19 protein-coding genes are annotated in these 20,465 nt (G+C 72.8%); 8 read left to right on the forward strand and 11 right to left on the reverse strand.

Annotated elements, in window-relative coordinates; genetic code table 11:
- Positions 1-15 precede the first annotated feature (15 nt).
- The 6 genes from RFN52_RS10820 to RFN52_RS10845 all read right to left on the reverse strand — a co-directional run bounded on the left by RFN52_RS10820 (position 16) and on the right by RFN52_RS10845 (position 8,820).
- A complete protein-coding gene (locus tag RFN52_RS10820) occupies positions 16-2,265 on the reverse strand; it encodes a serine/threonine-protein kinase (protein WP_184845486.1) in 2,250 nt (749 codons plus the stop codon).
- Between the two features lie 118 nt (positions 2,266-2,383).
- Positions 2,384-5,500 carry an efflux RND transporter permease subunit gene (locus RFN52_RS10825; protein ID WP_184845488.1) on the reverse strand — a complete coding sequence of 1,039 codons (3,117 nt, stop codon included), beginning with the start codon at positions 5,498-5,500 and terminating at the stop codon, positions 2,384-2,386.
- Positions 5,501-5,660: 160 nt separating this feature from the next.
- Entirely contained in the window at positions 5,661-6,344 is a 684-nt protein-coding gene (locus RFN52_RS10830) for a response regulator (RefSeq protein WP_107454518.1), read from the reverse strand.
- Entirely contained in the window at positions 6,341-7,558 is a 1,218-nt protein-coding gene (locus RFN52_RS10835; RefSeq protein WP_184845490.1) for a sensor histidine kinase, read from the reverse strand. Before RFN52_RS10835 ends, RFN52_RS10830 begins: the two co-directional genes overlap by 4 nt.
- Before the next feature lie 162 nt (positions 7,559-7,720).
- Positions 7,721-7,999 (reverse strand): PspA-associated protein PspAA, encoded by a 279-nt coding sequence (gene pspAA / locus RFN52_RS10840; RefSeq protein ID WP_184845492.1) that lies wholly within the window; start codon positions 7,997-7,999, stop codon positions 7,721-7,723.
- A 23-nt stretch (positions 8,000-8,022) separates the two neighbouring features.
- Entirely contained in the window at positions 8,023-8,820 is a 798-nt protein-coding gene (locus tag RFN52_RS10845; RefSeq protein WP_184845494.1) for a PspA/IM30 family protein, read from the reverse strand.
- Between the two features lie 305 nt (positions 8,821-9,125).
- Here RFN52_RS10845 and RFN52_RS10850 point away from each other — a divergent pair, with 305 nt between their 5' ends.
- Together RFN52_RS10850 and RFN52_RS10855 are read left to right on the forward strand one after the other, a co-directional pair.
- The gene (locus tag RFN52_RS10850) at positions 9,126-9,725 is read left to right on the forward strand and encodes a DUF3043 domain-containing protein (RefSeq protein WP_184845496.1); all 600 of its coding nucleotides are present in this window, start codon (positions 9,126-9,128) and stop codon (positions 9,723-9,725) included.
- Positions 9,726-9,808: 83 nt separating this feature from the next.
- Entirely contained in the window at positions 9,809-10,510 is a 702-nt protein-coding gene (locus RFN52_RS10855) for a class I SAM-dependent methyltransferase (protein WP_184845498.1), read from the forward strand.
- Positions 10,511-10,556: 46 nt separating this feature from the next.
- Here the strand turns inward: RFN52_RS10855 and RFN52_RS10860 are convergent, their stop codons facing one another.
- The gene (locus RFN52_RS10860) at positions 10,557-10,769 is read right to left on the reverse strand and encodes a hypothetical protein (RefSeq protein WP_062926420.1); all 213 of its coding nucleotides are present in this window, start codon (positions 10,767-10,769) and stop codon (positions 10,557-10,559) included.
- Positions 10,770-11,015: 246 nt separating this feature from the next.
- On the opposite strand from RFN52_RS10860, the gene RFN52_RS10865 reads away from it, so the two are divergent.
- Positions 11,016-12,215, forward strand: coding sequence for a bifunctional adenosylcobinamide kinase/adenosylcobinamide-phosphate guanylyltransferase (locus tag RFN52_RS10865; RefSeq protein WP_184845500.1), 1,200 nt, complete (start codon positions 11,016-11,018; stop codon positions 12,213-12,215).
- Positions 12,216-12,244: 29 nt separating this feature from the next.
- On the opposite strand, the gene RFN52_RS10870 is transcribed toward RFN52_RS10865, so the two are convergent.
- Positions 12,245-13,291 (reverse strand): class I SAM-dependent methyltransferase, encoded by a 1,047-nt coding sequence (locus RFN52_RS10870; RefSeq protein WP_184845502.1) that lies wholly within the window; start codon positions 13,289-13,291, stop codon positions 12,245-12,247.
- Between the two features lie 184 nt (positions 13,292-13,475).
- On the opposite strand from RFN52_RS10870, the gene cobT reads away from it, so the two are divergent.
- Together cobT and RFN52_RS10880 are read left to right on the forward strand one after the other, a co-directional pair.
- The gene (gene cobT, locus RFN52_RS10875; RefSeq protein WP_184845504.1) at positions 13,476-14,585 is read left to right on the forward strand and encodes a nicotinate-nucleotide--dimethylbenzimidazole phosphoribosyltransferase; all 1,110 of its coding nucleotides are present in this window, start codon (positions 13,476-13,478) and stop codon (positions 14,583-14,585) included.
- A 134-nt stretch (positions 14,586-14,719) separates the two neighbouring features.
- Complete coding sequence (locus RFN52_RS10880; protein WP_184845506.1) at positions 14,720-15,418, forward strand: hypothetical protein; 699 nt, start codon at positions 14,720-14,722, stop codon at positions 15,416-15,418.
- On the opposite strand, the gene RFN52_RS10885 is transcribed toward RFN52_RS10880, so the two are convergent.
- A complete protein-coding gene (locus RFN52_RS10885; RefSeq protein WP_184845508.1) occupies positions 15,358-16,122 on the reverse strand; it encodes a hypothetical protein in 765 nt (254 codons plus the stop codon). The genes RFN52_RS10880 and RFN52_RS10885 overlap by 61 nt on opposite strands.
- Before the next feature lie 60 nt (positions 16,123-16,182).
- Here RFN52_RS10885 and RFN52_RS10890 point away from each other — a divergent pair, with 60 nt between their 5' ends.
- Positions 16,183-16,965 carry an adenosylcobinamide-GDP ribazoletransferase gene (locus RFN52_RS10890; protein ID WP_184845510.1) on the forward strand — a complete coding sequence of 261 codons (783 nt, stop codon included), beginning with the start codon at positions 16,183-16,185 and terminating at the stop codon, positions 16,963-16,965.
- Between the two features lie 81 nt (positions 16,966-17,046).
- Positions 17,047-17,658: an RDD family protein gene (locus tag RFN52_RS10895; protein ID WP_184845512.1), complete on the forward strand. Its 612-nt coding sequence runs from the start codon at positions 17,047-17,049 to the stop codon at positions 17,656-17,658.
- Here RFN52_RS10895 and RFN52_RS10900 read toward each other — a convergent pair.
- Both RFN52_RS10900 and RFN52_RS10905 read right to left on the reverse strand, forming a co-directional pair.
- Positions 17,618-18,397, reverse strand: coding sequence for an endo alpha-1,4 polygalactosaminidase (locus RFN52_RS10900; protein WP_184845514.1), 780 nt, complete (start codon positions 18,395-18,397; stop codon positions 17,618-17,620). The genes RFN52_RS10895 and RFN52_RS10900 overlap by 41 nt on opposite strands.
- Positions 18,394-18,618, reverse strand: coding sequence for a hypothetical protein (locus RFN52_RS10905; protein WP_184854228.1), 225 nt, complete (start codon positions 18,616-18,618; stop codon positions 18,394-18,396). The genes RFN52_RS10900 and RFN52_RS10905 overlap by 4 nt, the downstream gene beginning before the upstream one ends.
- Before the next feature lie 283 nt (positions 18,619-18,901).
- Here RFN52_RS10905 and RFN52_RS10910 point away from each other — a divergent pair, with 283 nt between their 5' ends.
- Positions 18,902-20,428 (forward strand): leucyl aminopeptidase, encoded by a 1,527-nt coding sequence (locus tag RFN52_RS10910; RefSeq protein WP_184845516.1) that lies wholly within the window; start codon positions 18,902-18,904, stop codon positions 20,426-20,428.
- Positions 20,429-20,465 lie beyond the last annotated feature (37 nt).

A 20,465-nucleotide genomic window follows, 5' to 3' on the forward strand; every position in this document is an offset into this window, starting at 1 on the left:
CGGCCCCGTCCGTCGTCACCCCGAGCGCGGTTTCCGCTCGGGGTGCGCTGGGTCCAGGGTGAAGACGCTGCCGCCGGGGGTGGTCGCGACGAGGGCGCCTCCGAGGAGCCGTACCGGAGTGGCGCCCCAGTCGGTGGCGTTGCTCTGGGCCCTCGGCTGCGTCTCCCAGAGCAGCGTGCCCTTCTTCGTGTCGAGCGCCCCGACGCGGCCGCTGGCACTGGCGAGGTACACGGCCCGGGTCCGCGGGTCGTACGTCGCCTCGCCCGGCTGTTCCAGGCTGGTGGGGGTCTGCCACAGCGGTCTGCCCGTGCGGGCCGACACGGCGGTGACCCGTCCGCTGGCGGTGGCGAACCACAGGGTGCCGTCCGCCAGCGTCACCTCGCCCTCGTACTCCTCGGCCAGCTTCGTCGTGCTCTGCGCACCGGTGCCGGGGTCCACCAGCCGGATGGCCGCAAACGGCGCGTCCTCCCCCATGAGGACGTTCCCGTTCTCGTCCTGGGTCAGGTCCAGGAAGAGGAGCCGACGGTCGAAGGTGCCGAGCAACTCTGCCTTGCTCGGTACGCTCAGCCGGCGTGCCGGGCCGTCGGCTGGGTGCAGCTCCATGACGAGACCGTTCTCCGGACTCTCCTCCGAGCCGCACTCCAGCCACAGCTTCCCCGCCACCTGCTTGATCCCGCAGTAGTGCTTCGCGGGCAGGCGTTCCGTCCAGCGCGGGGCGCCGGTGCGGACCGAGCGGGCCGTCATCGAGGTGCCGTCGCCCTCCGGGATCACGACGATGTCGCCGGAGAAGGCCACTTCCGCCCACGCGTCGTTCACCGCACGGTCCCAGAGCCGGTCACCGGTCCCGGTGTCGAACGCGAAGACCCGGGTCGTCCCTTCGCCCGGGGGCTCCTGCCGCACCAGGACGGCGTCGTCCCGGACGCCCAGGATCACGAACCTGGAGAGGTCGTCGCCGGTGACGGCCGCCGCGGGGCCGGCGCGCCAGACGGTCTCGCCCGTCCTCCCGTCCAGGCGGACGGGGAGGATCCCGTCGCCCGCGCAGTAGACGGCCCCCTCGTACGTCCGGCACTCCGGACCGCCCCGCAGCCCGCCGGAATCCGGCTGCTGCGTCTTGCGCACACCGCGCCCGGCCGTCTCGTACACGGTCGTCTGCCAGGGCTTCCATCCGGCCGGCGGTGCCGCCCAACGGGAGTTCGCAGACGGTGAAGCGCTCTGCGCCCAGCCGGGGCCGAGCGTCAGATAGGCCGTCAGGCCGAGGACGGCGGCGCCGACCGTGCCCGTCGCGGCGAGCAGCGGGCGGATACGGCGGCGGGGGCGAGCGGGAGCGGGCGGGTCCGCCACGGTCGCGGGACGGACGGGGCCCGGCGGGTCCGCCACGGTCGCGGGACGGACCGGCTCGACGGCCGGGAGCCGGTCCGCGCGCAGGGGCATGGTGGCCGGGTCGCCGTCCGCCGGTTCGGGCAGGACGGCCGCCAGCTGCCGGGCCAGCTCGTCGAGCCCGGGCCGGTCCGCGGGCTCCTTGGACAGGCAGCGCTCCAGCAGCCCGCGCAGCGGCCCGCCGACGCCCTCCAGCACGGGTTCGTCGTGCACCACGCGGTACGCCGTCAGATAGGGGCTGTCCGCGTCGAAGGGGCCGCGCCCGGTGACGGAGTACACCAGCAGTGCCCCGAGGGAGAAGACGTCCGACGCCGGGCCGACCGCGCGGGCGTCGACGAGCTGTTCGGGCGACATGAAGGGCGGCGTGCCGATCATCTGGCCGGTCTCGGTCAGCGTCTGGTGGTTCTCCGCCGCGCGGGAGATGCCGAAGTCGATGACGCGCGGGCCGTCTTCGGCCAGCAGGACGTTGGCCGGCTTCAGGTCCCGGTGCACCACCCCTGCCCGGTGGATGTCGCGCAGGGCCTCCACCAGGCCCAGCGCCAGCCCGCGCAGTTCGGCGTCCGGCAGGGCGCCCCGGTCACGGATCCGCCCCGCGAGCGAGGGGCCGGGCACGTACTGGGTGGCCATCCAGGGCCGGGCCGCCTCGGGGTCCGCGTCCAGGACCGGTGCCGTGAAGGCTCCGCTGACCTTGCGGACGGCAGCGATCTCCTGCCGGAACCGGGCGCGGAAGACGGTGTCCGCGGCGTACTGGGCGTGGACGACCTTGATGGCCACATCACGGCCCGAGCGCGCTCTGGCCCGGTAGACGACGCCCATGCCCCCGGCCCCGAGCCGGTCGAGCAGCCGGTAGCCGCCGACCGACTTCGGGTCCTCGCTGTGCAGCGACACGCCCGAATCCCCTTCCCCCGTAAAGCCGTTCGAGGGCCACAGGATACGTAACGGCACATGGCGGCGGCCGGGCACCGGCCGTGAAGGTCCGGTGCCCGGCCGCCGCCGGGTCAGGCCGTCACACGCCCGCGTGCTCCGGCTCCGCCGCGTCCGTCCGCTGGGCCTTGAGGCCCTTCTTCGCCGCGCGCTTCTTCGCCCGGCGCTCCTTGCGGAGTTCGAACATCGCGTACAGCGTCGGGACCAGCAGCAGCGTCAGCAGGGTCGACGTGACCAGGCCGCCGATCACGACCACGGCCAGCGGCTGGGCGATGAAGCCGCCCTCGCCGGTGATGCCGAGGGCCATGGGCAGCAGGGCGAAGATCGTCGCCAGAGCGGTCATGAGAATCGGGCGCAGCCGGTGCCGGCCGCCCTCGATCACGGCCTCGACGACGCCGTGGCCCTGCTTGCGGTACTGGTTGATCAGGTCGATCAGCACGATCGCGTTCGTCACCACGATGCCGATCAGCATCAGCATGCCGATCATGGCCGGGACGCCCATCGGGGTGCCGGTGGCGATCAGCAGGCCGATCGCGCCCGTCGCCGCGAACGGGATGGAGACGAGCAGGATCAGCGGCTGGACCAGGGACCGGAAGGTGCCGACCAGCAGCATGAACACGATCGCGATGGCCGCCAGCATCGCCAGGCCCAGGTTGGCGAACGCCTCGTCCTGGTCCTCGGAGACACCGCCGATCGACGCCGTGGCGCCGTCGGGGAGCTTCAGCGCGTTGATCTTCGACTGGAGCTGGGTGCTGACCGCTCCGGTGTTGTCGCCGGTCGGCTTCGCGGTGATGGTGGCGGCGCGCTGGCCGTCGATGCGGGTCATGGACACCGGCCCGTCGACCGTCCGCACGGTCGCGATGTCGCCGAGCTTCACCTTGCCCAGGCGCAGGTCCTTCAGCTGCTGGAGCGTCTGCGCGGGCTTCGCCGAGCGGATGACGACGTCGCGCTCGGTGTCGTCCAGGACCGCCTTGGCCGCGGTGGTGCCGCGGACGGCCTGGGCGACGGCGGCGCCGAGCGTCTGGTCGTTGAACCCGGCCGCGGCCGCCTTGTCGTCGGCCTTGACCGAGATGCGCGGCACGCTGGTCGCGAGGTCGCTGGAGACGTCCGTGACGTCGTCGAGGGAGGCGACCGTCTTGCGGACCTCCTCGGACGCCGTGCGCAGCACGCCCGCGTCGGCGGCCTTCACGACCACGCTGAGGTCCTGGCTGCCGAAGCCGTCACCGGCGGCGACGGTGGTCGTGCCGATGCCCTTCAGCCCGGCCAGGCCCTTCTCGATGCTGTCCTGGACGTCCGCGTGGGACGCCGAGTCGTCCAGCATCACCTGGTACGAGGCCTGGTTGCTGTCGGTGCCGCCGCCGAAGGCCGCCATGAAGCCGGACGAGCCGATCGTGACCTGGTAGTCCTTCACGCCCTCGGTACCGGCGAGCAGCCGCTCGACCTTCTTCGCCTGGGCGTCGGTCGCGGCCAGGCTGGTGCCGGGCTTCAATTCCTGCTTGACGGTGAGGACTTCCTGCTCGCCCTGGTCGAAGAAGTTGGTCTTCAGCAGCGGCGCCATGCCGAACGTGCCGACCAGGACGACGATCGCGATGGCCACGCTGGTGAGACGGCGGCGGGTCGCGAAGCGCAGGACCGGGACGTAGATGCGCTGGAGGCGGCTCCTGGCCTCCTTCTCCTCAGCGATCCGGCGCGCCTCGTCCGCGTCCTCGGGCGTGCCCTTCGGAGGCCGCAGGAACCAGTACGACAGCACCGGCACGACCGTCAGGGAGACGAGGAGGGACGCCAGCAGCGCGGCCGTCACGGTCAGGCTGAACGAGCCGAACAGCTCGCCCACCATGCCGCCGACCAGGCCGATCGGCAGGAACACCGCGACCGTGGTGAGCGTCGAGGACGTCACCGCGCCCGCGACCTCGCGGACGGCCTGGAGGATCGCCGAGTGGCGCTCCTCGCCGTAGCCGAGGTGGCGCTTGATGTTCTCCAGGACCACGATCGAGTCGTCGACGACCCGGCCGATGGCGATGGTCAGGGCGCCCAGCGTCAGGACGTTCAGCGACAGGTCGCGCGTCCACAGCACGATCAGGGCGAGGACCACGGACAGCGGGATGGACACCGCGGTCACGAGGGTCGAGCGGATCGAGGCGAGGAAGACGAGGATCACCAGGACGGCGAAGAGCAGACCGAGCCCGCCCTCGGTGGTCAGGCCCTTGATGGACTTGGACACGGCCGGGCCCTGGTCGCTGACGACCGTGAGGGTCGCGCCGGAGCCGAGGTCCTTGCGCAGGTCCGGCAGCTTGTCCTGGACGGCGTCGGAGATGGCGACCGCGCTGCCGTCGCGGTCCATCGTCACAGCGACGGAGAGGCTGGGCTTGCCGTCGGTGCGGGTGATGGAGTCGGCCGTGGCCTCCTGCTGCTTCACCGTGGCGACATCGCCCAGGCGGGCCGGCTTGCCCTTGCCCGGCTCGCCGGTGACCATCAGGTCCTTGATCTGCTCGATCGAGGTGAAGCCGCCGCCGACCTGCACGGTGCGGTTGGCGCCGTCCTCGTCGAAGGAGCCGGCCGGGACGGTCGCGCCGCCCGCCTGGAGCGCCTGGGAGAGGGACTGCGAGGTCAGACCGGCCTTCGCCAGCTTCGCGTCGTCGGGCGTGACGGTGACCTGGAGGTCGCGCACGCCGTCGACGGTGACCTGGCCGACGCCGTCGATGCTCTTCAGGTCCGGCACGACGGTCTTGTCGAGCTGGTCGGCCAGGGCCTGCTGGTCGCGGCCGGAGGTGACGGCGAGGACGACGGTCGGGATGTCGTCCGTGGAGCCGGCGACGACCTGCGGGTCGACCTCGTCGGGGAGCTGGACGCGGGCCCGGTTGACGGCCTGCTGGACGTCGGCGACCAGCTGCTCGGTGTCGTTGCCGTAGTCGAAGGACGCCATGATCACGGCGTTGCCCTCGCCGGCGGTGGAGGTGACGCCGCTGATGCCGTCGACAGCTTCGAGGGTGTCCTCGATGGGCTCGACGACCTGCTTCTCGACCACGTCCGGGGACGCGCCCTGGTACGGCGCCAGCACGGACACCATGGGCAGTTCGATGGTGGGCAGCAGCTGCTGCTTGAGCTGGGGTATCGCGATCGCCCCGAAGACGAGCGCGATGATCGACATCAGCCCGATCAAGGCCCGTTGCGCGAGGCTGAACCTGGACAGCCAGGACATGGGTGAGGGTCTCTCTTCTGTTTAGCGGCAGAAGCGGCAGCGGGCGCGCAGATGAGCGCCCGCCCCTACACCCTGAGCCATGCGGGAACCGGGTTTCGTAGGCCCCAGGTCCAAATCCTTATGCGGCGCATACTCCGGCCGCAGTACGCCCGGGCCGAGCTCACTCCACCCTCGGACGGACCAGGCCGGACTCGTACGCGGTCACCACGAGCTGGGCGCGGTCCCGGGCGCCGAGCTTGGCCATGGCCCGGTTGACGTGCGTCTTCACGGTCAGCGGGCTGACTTCGAGGCGCTCGGCGATCTCGTCGTTGGAGTGCCCGCCGGCGACCTGGACCAGCACCTCGCGCTCCCGGACGGTGAGCGAGTCGAGCCGTTCGCCGCGCGCCGGGTCGCGGTCGCCGTCGGCCGGGTCGTCCGTGGCGAGGAACCGGGCGATCAGGCCCGTGGTGGCCGCCGGGGAGAGCAGGGCCTGGCCGCCGGCCGCGATACGGATGGCGTTCAGCAGTTCCTCGGGTTCGGAGCCCTTGCCGAGGAAGCCGGAGGCGCCGGCGCGCAGCGACTGCACGACGTAGTCGTCCACCTCGAACGTCGTCAGGATGACCACCCGGACGTCGGCGAGATCGGGATCGGCGCTGATCATGCGGGTCGCGGCGAGGCCGTCGGTGCCGGGCATGCGGATGTCCATGAGGACGACGTCGGCCTGCTGCTCCTTCGTCAGCCGGACCGCCTCCGCGCCGTCGGAGGCCTCGCCGACCACCTCCATGTCGGGCTCGGAGTCGACGAGCACGCGAAAGGCGCTGCGCAGGAGCGCCTGGTCGTCGGCGAGCAGGACACGGATGGTCATGCGGGGTCCTCCCCGGTCGGTGTGCGGTTCTTGACCGGCAGGATGGCATGGACGCGGAAGCCGCCGCCGTACCGGGGACCGGTGGTGAGGGTGCCGCGCAGGGCGGTGACGCGCTCGCGCATCCCGAGCAGTCCGTGGCCGCCGCCGTCCTGGGTCTCGTGCTCGCCGCTGCCGTCGTCGAGCACGGTGATCTCGATGTTCGGTCCGACGCGTACGACGCTGACCTCCGCCTTGGCCTGGGGCCCGGCGTGCTTCTGCACGTTGGTGAGGGCCTCCTGGATGATCCGGTAGGCGGCCAGGTCGACCGCCGCCGGGAGGCTGGAGCCCTGGTCGGCGCGGGCGACCTCGATGTGCAGGCCGGCGCTGCGGAAGGTGCCGGTGAGTTCGTCGAGGCGGTCGAGGCCCGGGGCCGGTTCGGTCGGGGCCTCCGGGTCGCCGGACTGCCGGAGCAGGCCGACGGTGGCGCGCAGTTCGTTGAGCGCGGAGCGGCTGGCCTCGCGGACGTGCGCGAGGGCCTCCTTGGCCTGGTCGGGGCGCTTGTCCATGACATGGGCGGCGACCCCGGCCTGCACGTTGACCAGGGCGATGTGATGGGCGACGACGTCGTGCAGGTCCCGGGCGATGCGCAGGCGTTCCTCGGCGACCCGGCGGCGGGCCTCCTCCTCGCGGGTGCGTTCCGCCTTCTCGGCGCGTTCCCTGATCGCCTGGACGAAGGCGCGGCGGCTGCGGACGGCGTCGCCCGCGGTGGCGCCGATGCCGGTCCAGGCGAAGATGCCGAGGTTCTCCTGGGCGTACCAGGGCAGGGGGCCCGCGGCCATGGCGGCGCCGGTCAGCACGGTCATAGTGAGCAGTCCGACCCGCCAGGTGGTGGGGCGGTCGGTGGTGGAGGCGACGGTGTAGAGCGCGATGACGGCGGACATCGCGACGGGGGCGCGGGGGTCGCCGGTGACGGACTCGATGACGGAGAGGGCGCCGGTGAGGGCGAGGACCGTCATGGGGGCGCGGCGGCGGAAGACCAGGGCCGCGGCGCCGAGGGTCATGAGGAGGAGGCTGAGCGGGTCGGGGGTGCGCAGGGCCCAGCTGACGCTGTCCCGGTGCCGGGGTTCCACGAACGAACCGGCGACCATGCAGACCAGGACGGCGGTGGCCAGGACGGCGTCCATCGCCAGGGGATGCGCTTTGGCCTGGCATCTGGCCCGCGCGAGGGTGCTCACGGGTGTTTACGGTAGCCGGGCCGGCCGTGAGTGTGTGAGGTGCTGGGCGTCGAGGCCGAGGCGGGGCGTTCGCGCAGCCCGGCGCTGCGGGGTGCCTCCCCCAAGCTCTTCGAGCAGGGGGTACCCCCAGCGCCCCGAGCGGCACGCGTGCCCGCGGTCACGTCAGCCCGGAATCAAGCCGTCGTCGCTGAGGAGCTCCCGGACTTCCTCCAAGGTCGCGTCGGGAGACGGCAGGATCAGTTCCGACGGCTCCAGGGAGTCGTCCGGGAGGGGTTCGCCCAGGTCGCGGACCCTCGTCAGGAGGGCCTGGAGGGTGCGGCGGAAGCCGGGGCCGTCGCCGTTCTCCATTTCCGCCAGGAGTTCGTCGTCCAGCCTGTTCAGCTCGGCGAGGTGGCCGTCGGCCAGGATCACCTGACCCTCCCCCATGATCCGTACGATCATGTCGCCCTCCTAGGCGTGGACCCCTACTGCTTGTCGAAGCGCGGGGTGTCCTGCGGCTGCTGCTGGGACTGCCGGCCGTCCGAGCCGCCCTCGATGGCCTGCTGCCCGCTGCCCGAGCCTCCGGCCAGTTCGGCCTTCATGCGCTGCAGTTCCAGCTCTACATCCGTACCACCGGAGAGCCGGTCCAGCTCGGCCTGGATGTCGTCCTTGTGCATGCCGGAGGGGTCGTCGAGGGCACCGGAGGCGAGCAGTTCGTCGATGGCGCCGGCGCGGGCCTGGAGCTGGGCCGTCTTGTCCTCGGCGCGCTGGATCGCCAGGCCGACGTCGCCCATCTCCTCGGAGATGCCGGAGAAGGCCTCGCCGATCCGGGTCTGCGCCTGGGCCGCCGTGTACGTCGCCTTGATCGTCTCCTTCTTCGTGCGGAAGGCGTCGACCTTGGCCTGGAGCCGCTGGGCCGCGAGGGTGAGCTTCTCCTCCTCGCCCTGAAGCGTGGCGTGCTGGGTCTCCAGGTCGGTCACCTGCTGCTGGAGCGCGGCCCGGCGGGAGAGCGCTTCGCGGGCCAGGTCCTCACGGCCCAGCGCGAGTGCCTTGCGGCCCTGGTCCTCCAGCTTGCCGGACTGTGACTGCAGCTGGTTCAGCTGGAGTTCCAGGCGCTTGCGGCTGGTCGCCACGTCGGCGACGCCGCGGCGGACCTTCTGCAGCAGCTCCAGCTGCTTCTGGTACGAGTAATCGAGGGTCTCGCGCGGGTCCTCGGCCCGGTCAAGGGCCTTGTTCGCCTTCGCGCGGAAGATCATCCCCATACGCTTCATGACACCGCTCATGGGCTTCGCGCGCCCCCTTCTGACCGACTCCGGCAGCTGCTCCTGCGACAGAACCCACAGTACGGGCCCTGCATCCATTACCGCACTGTTCGGGGACGGATGCGCTCATCCCCAAGGACGACTGCGTGCGCTCCCGCTCCGGCGTAGGGAGTAGGTGGTCCCCGGGGTTACCGGAGCCGTACACCCCGGGAAACATCCGGAGGCGTACGCAACGTCCCCTCTGTCCCCTTACTGACGACTGGTGTTGCCGGATCGTTCCCCACCGGGCTGGGGTCCATGCCCGGAAGCCCTTACCCTTGGGTTTTGTGTTCCGTAGCCGTGCGAAGGATGAGAAGGCCCAGGACGCCGACAAGGCGCCGGTGACCGACTCCAGTCAGCCCCGTCACCCCGAGGCCCCCAAGGGGCGCCCCACGCCCAAGCGCAGCTCTGCCCAGTCGCAGCGCCGCAGCGTGGCCAACACGTCGATGACGCGCAAGGAGGCCGCCAAGCGGCAGCGTGAGGAGCGCCGCAGCGCGCTGGAGCGGCAGCGCCAGGCGCTGGCCAGCGGCGACGAGCGCTACCTGCCCGCCCGCGACAAGGGGCCGGTCCGCCGGTTCGCGCGTGACTTCATCGACTCGCGCTTCAACATCGCGGAGTTCTTCCTGCCGATGGCCGTGGTCATCCTCGTGCTGAGCATGGTGCGGGTGGCGGCGCTGCAGAACATCGCGCTGCTGCTGTGGCTCGTGGTGATCGTGCTGATCGTGCTCGACTCGTTCGTCACGGGCTTCCGTCTGAAGAAGCAGCTGGCCGAGCGCTTCGCGGGTGAGAACAAGCGCGGCGCCGTCGCCTACGCCCTGATGCGCTCTCTCCAGATGCGCCGGCTCCGGCTGCCGAAGCCGCAGGTCAAGCGCGGAGAACGGCCCTGACCACGACGCCGTTCTCCGGGAGTGCGGCGGATGCCTGGCTGGACAGGCTGGGCGGGCTGCGCGATGTCGTCCGGCAGGAGCTGGTGACCCGCCAGCTGGACGAGCAGATAGTGGCCAGGTTCCCGGTCGGGCAGCGGCTGCGGGTGCTCGACGTGGGGATGGGCCAGGGCACGCAGGCACTGCGGCTGGCCCGGGCCGGGCACCAGGTGACCGGTCTGGAGCAGGACGCGACGATGGTCGCCGCGGCCCGGGAGTCCCTCGCCGGGGAACCGGAGGGCATCCGGGAGCGGATGCGGATCATCGAGGGCGACGGCCGGGACACCGGTGTGCACTTCCTGCCGGGCAGTTTCGACGTGGTGCTGTGCCACGGCGTCCTGATGTACGTCGAGGAGCCCGACCCGCTGCTGGCGGGCCTCGCCCGGATGCTGGCGCACGGCGGGCTGCTGTCGCTTCTTGTGCGCAACGGCGACGCGCTCGCGTTCCGGCCGGGCCTGTCCGGTGACTGGTCGGGCGCCATGGCTGCCTTCGACACGACCGCCTACCGGAACCGGCTGGGCCTCGACGTGCGGGCCGACCGGCTGAAGGACCTGACGTCGACGCTCGCGGGGATCGGGGCGCCGCTGCACGCCTGGTACGGGGTGCGGGTGTTCACCGACACGGCGGCGGACGGCGCGGAGGTCCCGGCCGAGGTGGAGACGCTGCTCGCGGTGGAGGAGAAGGCCGGGCGGACGGATCCGTACCGCGGGGTGGCGGCGCTGCTGCATCTGTGCGGCGTGCGCGGCTGACCCACGGAGGAAGGGCGGGGACCGTCGGCCCCCGCCCCTGCCGGGCTCACGCCTCGGCGGCGTGCAGACTCATCGGCCCGTAGATCTCCGTGGCGTCCTCGAACAGCCGCACCTGATCGGCACCGCCCTCCTGGAGGGCCTTCCAGTGCTCCCCGATCCAGGACTCGGCGTCCCCCTGGGTGGGGAACTCCTCCGGCGGCACCGCGGGCTGGACCTCCGTCCCGTCGGTCTTCTCGAACCGCCACGTCCATGCCGCCATGTACGCCTCCCATGTGTGTGAGCACACTGCACAGCGAAAGCCGGATCTTGGTCCGGCTCCCTCTCAGAGCGTAAGCGCTCCACCGGGTGGGGCGTTACAGGGCTTGCGGGGTGCGGGTTGTGGGCCTGCAGGGGTCGTGGCGGGCTGGTCGCGCCCGCGCGGCGGAGCCGCATATCGACACGGCCCGCGCCCCTTCAGGGGCGTCTCCATCACGCATGTCTCATGCTCACGGGTCAGAATCGGGGCGTGGAACTCACTCTGCTCGGCACCGGTGCCCCCGCGGGCCTCCCCCGCCCCGACTGTCCCTGCGCGGCCTGTGCGGCCGCCCTCGGCCCCGACGCGCGGGCGGCCACCGCGCTGCTCCTGGACGGGGCGCTGCTGCTCGATCTGACGCCGGGCGCGGCGTTCGCGGCGGCGCGGGCGGGCCGTTCCCTGACGGGCGTCCGGCAGGTGCTGCTGTCGCATCCGCACGACGGGCCGGCGGTCGAGGTGCCCGCGGGGCTGCCGCAGCCCGGACGGGTGCCGGACGGGCGGGAGTTGACGCTGCTGACGGGGCACCGGGTGCGGGCGGTGGCGCTGGACTCGCCGGGCACGGGGTACGCGGTGACCGGGCCGGAGGGGCAGCGGCTGCTGTATCTGCCGCCGGGCGGGGCGCCGGCGGGCCTGGAGGGGCCGGCCGAGTCGTACGACATGGTCCTCGCGGATGTCGTGGGGCGGCCGGACGCGCTGGCGAAGCTGCGGGCGGTGGGGGCGGTCGGGCCGACGACCGATGTGGTCGCCGTCCATCTGGACCACGACGTGCCGCCGGGACCGGAGCTCGGGCGGCGGCTCGCGGCGGCCGGGGCCCGGGCCGTGCCGGACGGGGTGACGCTGGTGGTGGGGGCGTACGAGGAGGTACCGGACGTGCCGCGCCGGACGCTGGTGCTGGGCGGGGCGCGGTCGGGCAAGTCGGTGGAGGCCGAGCGGAGGCTGGAGGCCTTTCCGGACGTGCTGTACGTGGCCACGGGCGGGTCACGCAACGGCGACACGGAGTGGTCGTCGCGGGTCTCGGCCCACCGGGAGCGGCGGCCGGGGTCGTGGCACACGGTGGAGACCTGTGATCTGGTGCCGTTGCTGGAGGCGGAGGGGCCGCCCCTGCTCATCGACTGTCTGTCGCTGTGGCTGACCGACGCGATGGACGCCGCCGGGGCGTGGGACGACGCGGTGTGGGCGGAGCGGGGCGAGAAGGTGCTGCGGGAGCGGGTGCGGGAGCTCACGGAGGCGGTGCGGGTCACCCGTCGGACCGTGGTCGCCGTGTCGAACGAGGTGGGGTCGGGGATCGTGCCGTCGACGGCGTCGGGGCGGCGCTACCGGGACGAACTCGGCCGGCTGAACGCGGGGTTCGCGGACGAGTGCGAGCACGTGCTGCTGGTGGTGGCGGGGCAGGCCGTGGTGCTGCGGGGCTGACAGGGCCCCACGGCTGCCCCTGCGCCGGGCTAGGGAGCCTTGCGGGCGATCACCCGGTAGGTGTTGGCGAAGCGCGTGCGGCGGGCGACCGGGGCGATGAGGTGGTCGGCCAGCGCGGCCACGGCCACCAGGGGCAGGCCGGCGCGGAGCAGGGCGGTTCGGGCGTGCCGCTGGACGGAGGGCGGCGGGATGGCCCGCCAGGGGGTGTCCGGGGCCGGGAGGGCGTGCGAGAGGGCCAGGGACATGGCGCCCGCGAGGTCGTGGGGGACGTGGACCGGGCGGTGGTCGAGCGTCAGGATCGCGCAGCCGGTCGACTCCAGTTCCGCGCGGACGTTCTGCGGGGGCAGGAGGTGCAGGTGGCGCGGCTGGTCGTAGGGGAGCCACCAGCGGCCCAGCAGGGCGGCGAAGACACTGCGGGGGCTCAGGGTCTCGATGAGCAGGTGGCCGCCCGGGCGCAGGACGGCGAGGGCGGCCCGGAGTTCCGCCCGGGGGTCGGGCGTGCCCTCCAGGTGGTGGAGCATGCTGACCACGTCGTAGCGGGCGCGCAGGGGCCCGGCGATCTTGGTGTCCGTGAGGCGGCCGACGTGGGCCTCCTCGACGCGGTCGGACGTGCGGGCGCGGACCACGCGCGGGGTGGGGTCCAGGCCGTCGAAGGCGGTGTACGGGAAGAACTGCCGGGCCGTGGCGGGGAAGTCGGCGTGGCCCGTTCCGACGTCGAGCCAGCTCTCCGGTTCGCCGCAGCTCAGCATGGCGCGGGCGGCCGAGCGGTGGCGGCGCGGGCTGCCGCGCAGGGCGAGGAGGCCGTCGCTCGCCGGGTCCCTGGGCGCCCCGCGCGCGGTCCGGTGGTAGAGGGCCAGGCCCTCCAGGGTGAGGCGGGGGTTCTGGAAGGTGTGGCCGCAGTCCCGGCAGGCGTCGAGGGTGAAGCCGCCCGGCTTGTACTGCCGCAGGTCACCGGTGCGCAGCCGGTTGCGCAGCCGGTCGGAGCCGCACCAGGGGCAGTCCTCCCGGCGCGGTTCGTGGACCCGTGCGGTCGTCTGGGGGGCGGGGGGTGCTGAGGAGGCGGGATGTGCGGGCATGGGCGGCTCCCGGGGGCGACGGCGTACGGCAAGGACGTACGGCGGGGACGTCGCACGCACCACGTACGACAATCCGCTGCAAAACGGAACGTATGGGAAGCCGATCTCGGGTGCAACGACGTCGCCGTGACGGAGTGGTGATGTGGCGCCGTGGCGTTCGACCGGGGCCGGTACTGTTCGGCGAATGAGCTCGCTTAATCTCGACGACTTCACCGATCTGATCGAGCGTCCGGACGGCGGGATCCGCCGTGACGCCGAGGCGCGCCGGGAGCGACAGATCGTGCCGCCCGGGTCGCTGGGCCGCCTCGACGAACTGGGTGAGTGGCTCGCGGCGGCGCAGTCGGCCGTGCCGGTGCGGCCGGTCGAACGGCCGCGGGTGGTGCTCTTCGCCGGTGACCACGGCATCGCCGAGCTGGGCGTCTCGGCCCGTCCGGCGGGCAGCGCCGGGGAGTTGGTGCGCGAGGTGCTGGAGGGCGGCCGGCCCGTGTCGGTGCTGGCCCGGCGGCTGGGCGTGCCGGTGCGGATCGTCGACATGGCCCTGGACTGCGACCCCGAGACGCTGCCCGAGGACGTCGTACGGCACCGGGTGCGGCGCGGCAGCGGGCGGATCGACATCGAGGACGCGCTGACCCCGCAGGAGGCCGAGGCGGCGTTCCGGGCGGGGATCGCGGTGGCCGACGAGGAGGCCGACTCGGGCACGGACCTGGTGGTGCTCGGCGATGTGAGCGTCGGCGGGACCACGGCCGCGAGCGTGCTGGTCGCGGCGTTGTGCGGGGTCGACGCGTCGGTCGTCACGGGGCGCGGCGGGCTGGCGATCGACGACCTGGCGTGGATGCGCAAGTGTGCGGCGATCCGCGACGCGCTGCGCCGGGCCCGGCCGGTGCTCGGGGACCAGTTGCAGCTGCTGGCGGCGGTGGGCGGGGCCGACCTCGCCGCGATGACGGGCTTCCTGCTGCAGAGCGCGGTGCGCAAGCTGCCGGTGGTGCTCGACGGGGTCGTGACGGCCGCGTGCGCGCTGGTCGGGCAGCGGATCGCGTTCCGGGCGCCGGACTGGTGGCTGGCCGCGCACGACAGCGGGGAGCCCGGGCAGGCGAAGGCGCTGGACCGGATGGCCCTGGAGCCGCTGCTGGCCCACGGGGTGACCGTCGGGGAGGGTGCGGGCGGTCTGCTGGCGCTGCCGCTCGTGCAGGCCTCGGCCGCGCTGGCGGCGGAGCTGCCCGAGAAGCCGAAGGAGTCCGAGGCACCGGCCGGGCCGGAGGCGGCGGCGGAGTCGGAGGCGCCCGCCGAGCAGTAGCACCCCCGAGATCCAGGTCACTCACGCCTGGCTCAACTTCGTCCCGTTCCGGTCGGTCTTGGGATGTGGTGTCGGTTTGACTGAGTCACGGACACCCTCAGACATCGCCGCGTACGGACGAGGACGGCCGCCGGATGACCACGCTCGCCCGCTGGGCCCGCGCCGAATGGGGACGGCTGTACACCGCGGTGCGCGGGCCGCTGGCCGAGCGGCGGTGGCGGGCCGTGCCGTTGGCCGTAGTGGCCGTGTGTCTCACGGCCGTGCTGCACCTCGTGCACGGCCAGGCGTGGGGCTACCAGTTCGTGCAGAACACCGGCGGGGTGCGGGCCGTGGACCCGTTGTGGCTGGCCCTGCTGCGGACACCGCTGTCGCTGTTCGTGCCCGCTCTGGACCTGCCGGTCTGGGGCGCGCTCGTGCAGATCCTGCTGGTGTTCGGCATCGCCGAGCTGTGCCTGGGCCGGTGGCGGACGCTGGCCCTCGCCTACGTGGCGACGCTCGCTGGCACGCTGTACGCACGCCTGGGCATCCGGCTGGGCCCCCACTCCCCGCTCGGCCTGCCCGCCTCGGACGCCTGGGTCGTGGACACCGGGCCGTCGGCGGCGGTGGTGGGCCTGGCCGTCTTCCTGGGCTGGCGCTACCGCGCGTACGTCACGGCCTCGGTGGTGATCGCGGCGATGGTGTTCGAGGTGGCGCTGAAGGAGAACCTCGCGGGCAAGGAGCACCTCGCCGCGATCATGGCGGTGCTGGTGCTGTGCGGGGTCGGCGAGCTGCGTCAGCGGCGCTCCAGGGACCGGGCGGGCTCGGGGTCGGGCGCACCGCCGATCCAGTCCTGAAAGGCGCGCCGGGGGCCCGCCCAGCGGCGGTCGTGGTGGTAGGCCCGCAGGCCGGACCTGGCCCGGGCGCGGGGCCGGTTCCGGTAGAACCGTCTGGCCCACGGGGAGGTGGGGCGGGCCAGCCGTACGGCCGCGACCAGGGCGACGAGCGGGATGACCAGGCCGAGGACGGCGAGCCGGACCTTGCCCTTGAACAGGGCGATCAGGGCGAACGCGAAGTTGACGAGGACGTTGACCAGGACGACGGCGCGGTTCTGCTGCTGGTCCTCGTTGAGGTCGTTGACGCCCAGCGGCGAGAAGCCGATCAGGAGCAGGCCCACGAGGGAGGCCGTGAGGACGACCATCTCCACGCTCTTGCGGCCGTCCGGGGTCCAGTAGACGTCGGCGAGGTGCAGGACCAGGGCGAACTCGTCGAGGACGAGGCCCGCGCCGATGCCGAAGATCACCGCGGCCAGCGCCGAGCCGAAGCCGTACTGGCCGCCGGCGACCGCGCCGAAGCCGCCGATGATCGTCAGGATGACGCCGGGAACCACATGGTGGACGTGGACACCGCCGCTGCCGCTGATATTGCGGAAGGGGCCCTTGCCGGCCCGGATGAGACGGGTGATGCCCCGGGTGATCACGAAGGTGAGGACGAAGGACACGAGAGCGAGAAGCAACGGCAGCTTGCCGGGTTCCATGATGTTCCGCTCGAACCATCCCATATGCGCACTTTATCCTCGGCCGGCGTGCTCGCTCTCCTGACCGGCCGGTAGCCTGCGCCGGTGCCCGCAATCTCGCCCCTCGACGGCCTCCGCTTCGCCTTCGGCACCCTCACGGTGATCCCGGTCCGGGTGACGCGGTGGGACCGGGAGGCCGCCCGCGTCGGCATGCTGTGCGCTCCGCTGGCCGGGCTGGCGGTCGGTGCCGCCGCCGCCGGGCTCGGGTGGGTGCTGCTGTTCCTCGGCGCGGGCGCGCCGTCGGCCGCCGTGGCGACCGTCGCCGTCCCGGCCGTCCTCACCCGGGGGCTGCATCTCGACGGGCTCGCGGACACCGCCGACGGGCTGGGCAGCGGGAAGCCCGCCGAGGACGCGCTGCGGATCATGAAGCAGTCGGACATCGGGCCCTTCGGGGTGATCACCCTCGTCCTCACCCTGCTCGCGCAGGTCGCCGCACTCGCCCAGGCGTACGACGCCTCCTGGGCCCGGGGCGCGTGCGCCGCCGTCGTCTCCGCGACCCTGGCCCGGCTGGCCCTGACCCTGGCGGCCCGGGCCGGAGTGCCGGCGGCGCGGCCGGAGGGGCTGGGGGCGGCCGTCGCGGGGGTGGTGCCGCTGCGGGGGGCGGTGCTCGCCGCCGTGGCCGTCGTGGGGGCCGTGGCGGCGGCCGGTGCCCTCTTCGGGCCGTACGGCCCGGTCCGCACCGCACTCGCGGCCGTTCTCGCCCTGGCCGCCGCCGAGGCGCTGCTGCGCCACTGCACGCGCCGCTTCGGCGGGGTCACGGGGGATGTCTTCGGCGGTCTGGCGGAGACGGCGGCGACCACGGCGCTCATCGTTCTGTCACTGGGCTGAAACGATCTTCCCGTCCCTCTCCTGCCCGGGCCGCCCAGCCGCTAGCTTCCTGCCCGACACACAAGTGATCGGGGGACGTTCATGCCGAAGCTGCGCCGTGCCACGGCCTGGCTCGTGGATTTCGCGCTGGTGGCGGCGCTGGCCTCGGCGCTCGCCGTGCTCACCTTCCACCGGGTCTCCGCGCTCGTCACCGACGTACCCGAACTGGCGACCCGTGGCGGTTTCGACCTGCTGACCTCGCGCGGCGACGTGCTCGACGCCTCCCAGGACCTGGGGCTCTCGCTGTGGAACAAGTCGGTGCTGTACGTCGAGCAGGCCTTCGGGCTGCTGGTGCTGACGGTGTTCCTCTACCAGTGGGCGTGCCTGGCCCTGGCCGGGCGCACGGTCGGCAAGGCCCTGACCGGTCTGAAGGTGACTCCGAACCTCCCGCCCCGGGTCAGGGCGGCGCGGCGGGCCGCGGTCACCACGGCCGCGGACATCGCCGTGTACGCCGTGGCCTGCGTCCTGCTGGTCGAGGGGCAGATCGTGCTGTCGGTCCTGGTGTGGGCGGTCGCGGTGGTGCTGTTCCTGATGAACGCGCTGCCGGTCCTCTCCCCCGGCCGCCGGTCCCTCGCCGACCGCGTCGCGGGTACGGCGGTCACCGGCATCGGGTTCAGCAGGCCCGTCGCCACGCCCCCAGTTCGTACTTCTTGAGCAGCGAACTGAGCTTCAGGCGGCGGGAGTCGGCGCAGAAGCGGCCCGTGGGGACCTCGTACTCGACGTGGAAGACGGCCTTGCCGGCCTCGACGAACGGCTTGAGGGCCGCGCACTCGCGGTACTGGGCGCACTGCTCGTTGACCGCGAAGTCGAAGTCCCCGACCAGTTCCGGGATCTGGTCCAGGTCGTTCTTCAGACCGACGGCCAGGCCCCGGTCGTGGGCCAGCCGGGCGATGAGGCGGTTGTAGCGGAGCTGGTCGGTGGCCGTGAGCGGGAAGCCGGTGTCGTTGCGGTAGCCGTCCATGTTGTCCGGCTCGACCGCGTCGAAGCCCTTGTCGCGGCACATCTCGATCCGGGCCGCCATGAGCGGTTCCAGGACGTCGGTGCGACGGATGTCGAGCCAGCGCTCGCCCTTCCAGCCGTTGCCGCGCCCGAGCACGGCCTTCGGGAACTTCCCGGCGTCCGGGCGGAACTCTTCCCAGGCGCCCGTGGAGAGGTAGCAGATGACCTTGCGGTCCTCGCGGTGCAGCCGGGCGACGGTTTCCTCGGAGTGGTCGAAGCCGTCGATGTCGTAGACCGGCACGTCGACGGAGGTGTCCAGGCGTCCGCTCAGCTGCCACTGCCAGGCCGTGCCGGGGCGGGGCTGCCAGCGCGGGCCGGGCTTGTCGTCGGGCTCCTGGGTGCAGCCCGCGAGCAGGAGGGCCAGCAGGGCGACGAGCAGGGACGGGCGTCTCACGAGGTGTTCTCCGGCTTGTGCAGGGTGTACGGGAGCGTGCCCCAAGGATGATCTCCGGTGCCGGTCACCGCGCAGTGCACCGCCGCGCCCCGCGCCCGGGCCAGACCCTCCGGGTCGGCGCCGGGCGGCACGTCGTAGACGAGGTGGCACAGCCGTATGTCCGTGCCGCCGGGCCGGGGTTGCGGGGTCAGCGCGCGGTACGCGGCCCAGGGGCCCAGCAATCATGCAAAGCGGCGGGCAGAGCGCTCACCGGATCGCGACGAGTGTGAGTCAGTTCACCGACATGAAGGATCGAGAAATGGCCACTACGCCACCGACAGGTGAACACCCGGAGGAATGAGCGAACGGGGCCACGCGCGTAGTCTCGTCGTCGAGTGTTCGCCGCACCGGGGAAGGCCCCGTGACCCACAGACCCTGGGGTCCGCATAGGGTCGCCTGTCGGGCCCGGTCGACCCACACCGTTCGACCACAGCAACTTCACATCGGAAGCGAGATTTCACCACCGTGACTGCTCTCACTCTCAGCACCGCCGCGGCGCCCGGCCTGCGGGCCGACGCGATCGTGATCGGTGTCGCCAAGGGTGCCAAGGGGCCGGTCGTCGCACCGGGCGCCGAGGCCGTGGACAAGGCGTACGACGGCAGGCTGGCCGGCGTTCTGGAGACGCTCGGCGCCTCCGGCGGCGAGGGCGAGGTGACGAAGCTGCCGGCGCCGTCCGGCTTCAAGGCACCGCTCGTCCTGGCGGTCGGTCTGGGCCCGGTCCCGGAGAAGGACGCCGAGTACGGCACCGAGGCCCTGCGCAAGGCCGCCGGTGTCGCCGCCCGCGCCCTGGCCGGCTCCAAGAAGGCCGCCTTCGCACTGCCGCTGGGCGACGCCGCCGACGCGGGCGCGATCGGGGAGGGCGCGCTGCTCGGCGCGTACTCCTTCGACGCGTACAAGGACAACGGCAAGGACGCCAAGGCGAAGAACGGCAAGGCTCCCCTCGCCGAGGTCGCCCTGCTCGGCGGCAAGCCCCGCGACAAGGCGTACAAGGCCGCGGTCGAGCGTGCCGTCGCCGTGTCCGAGGAGCTCAACCGCGCCCGCGACCTGGTCAACACCCCGCCGAACGACCTGAACCCCGAGTCGTTCGCCGCGATCGCCCAGGCCGCGGCCAAGGAGCACGGCATCAAGGTGCAGGTGCTCGACGAGAAGGCCCTGGTCAAGGGCGGCTACGGCGGCATCCTCGGCGTCGGGGCCGGCTCGGCGGCGGGACCGCGCCTGGTGAAGCTGTCCTACACCTCCTCGAAGGCGAAGAAGCACCTCGCCCTCGTCGGCAAGGGCATCACCTACGACTCGGGCGGCATCTCGCTGAAGCCGGCCGGTCACAACGAGACGATGAAGTGCGACATGAGCGGCGCGGCCTCGGTGTTCGCCGCGGTCGTCGCCGCCGCGCGTCTCGGCCTGGAGGTCAACGTCACCGGCTGGCTCGCCCTGGCCGAGAACATGCCCTCCGGCTCCGCGACCCGTCCGGGTGACGTGCTGCGGATGTACAGCGGCAAGACGGTGGAGGTGCTCAACACCGACGCCGAGGGCCGGCTGGTGCTCGCGGACGCCCTGTGGGCGGCGTCGCAGGAGAAGCCGGACGCGATCGTGGACGTGGCGACGCTGACCGGGGCGATGGTGCTGGCGCTGGGCAACCGGACGTTCGGGATCATGGGCAACGACGACGCGTTCCGCGCGGCGCTGGTCGAGGCCGCCGAGGAGGTCGGGGAGCCGGCGTGGCCGATGCCGCTGCCGGAGCACCTGCGCAAGGGCATGGACTCGCCCACGGCCGACATTGCGAACATGGGTGAGCGGATGGGCGGCGGCCTGGTCGCCGGTCTCTTCCTGCGCGAGTTCGTGGGCGAGGGCATCACCTGGGCGCACCTGGACATCGCCGGGCCGGCCTTCAACGAAGGCGGGCCCTTCGGGTACACGCCGAAGGGCGGTACGGGGACGGCCGTGCGGACGCTGGTGCGGCTGGCGGAGCTGACGGCTGCGGGCGATCTGGGCTGATCGTCGCCTGAGAGCTCGGTCTCGTCCGTCGTGTGGC

The sequence above is a fragment of the Streptomyces collinus genome (genome assembly GCF_031348265.1).
In the GTDB taxonomy this organism is placed as follows: domain Bacteria; phylum Actinomycetota; class Actinomycetes; order Streptomycetales; family Streptomycetaceae; genus Streptomyces; species Streptomyces collinus.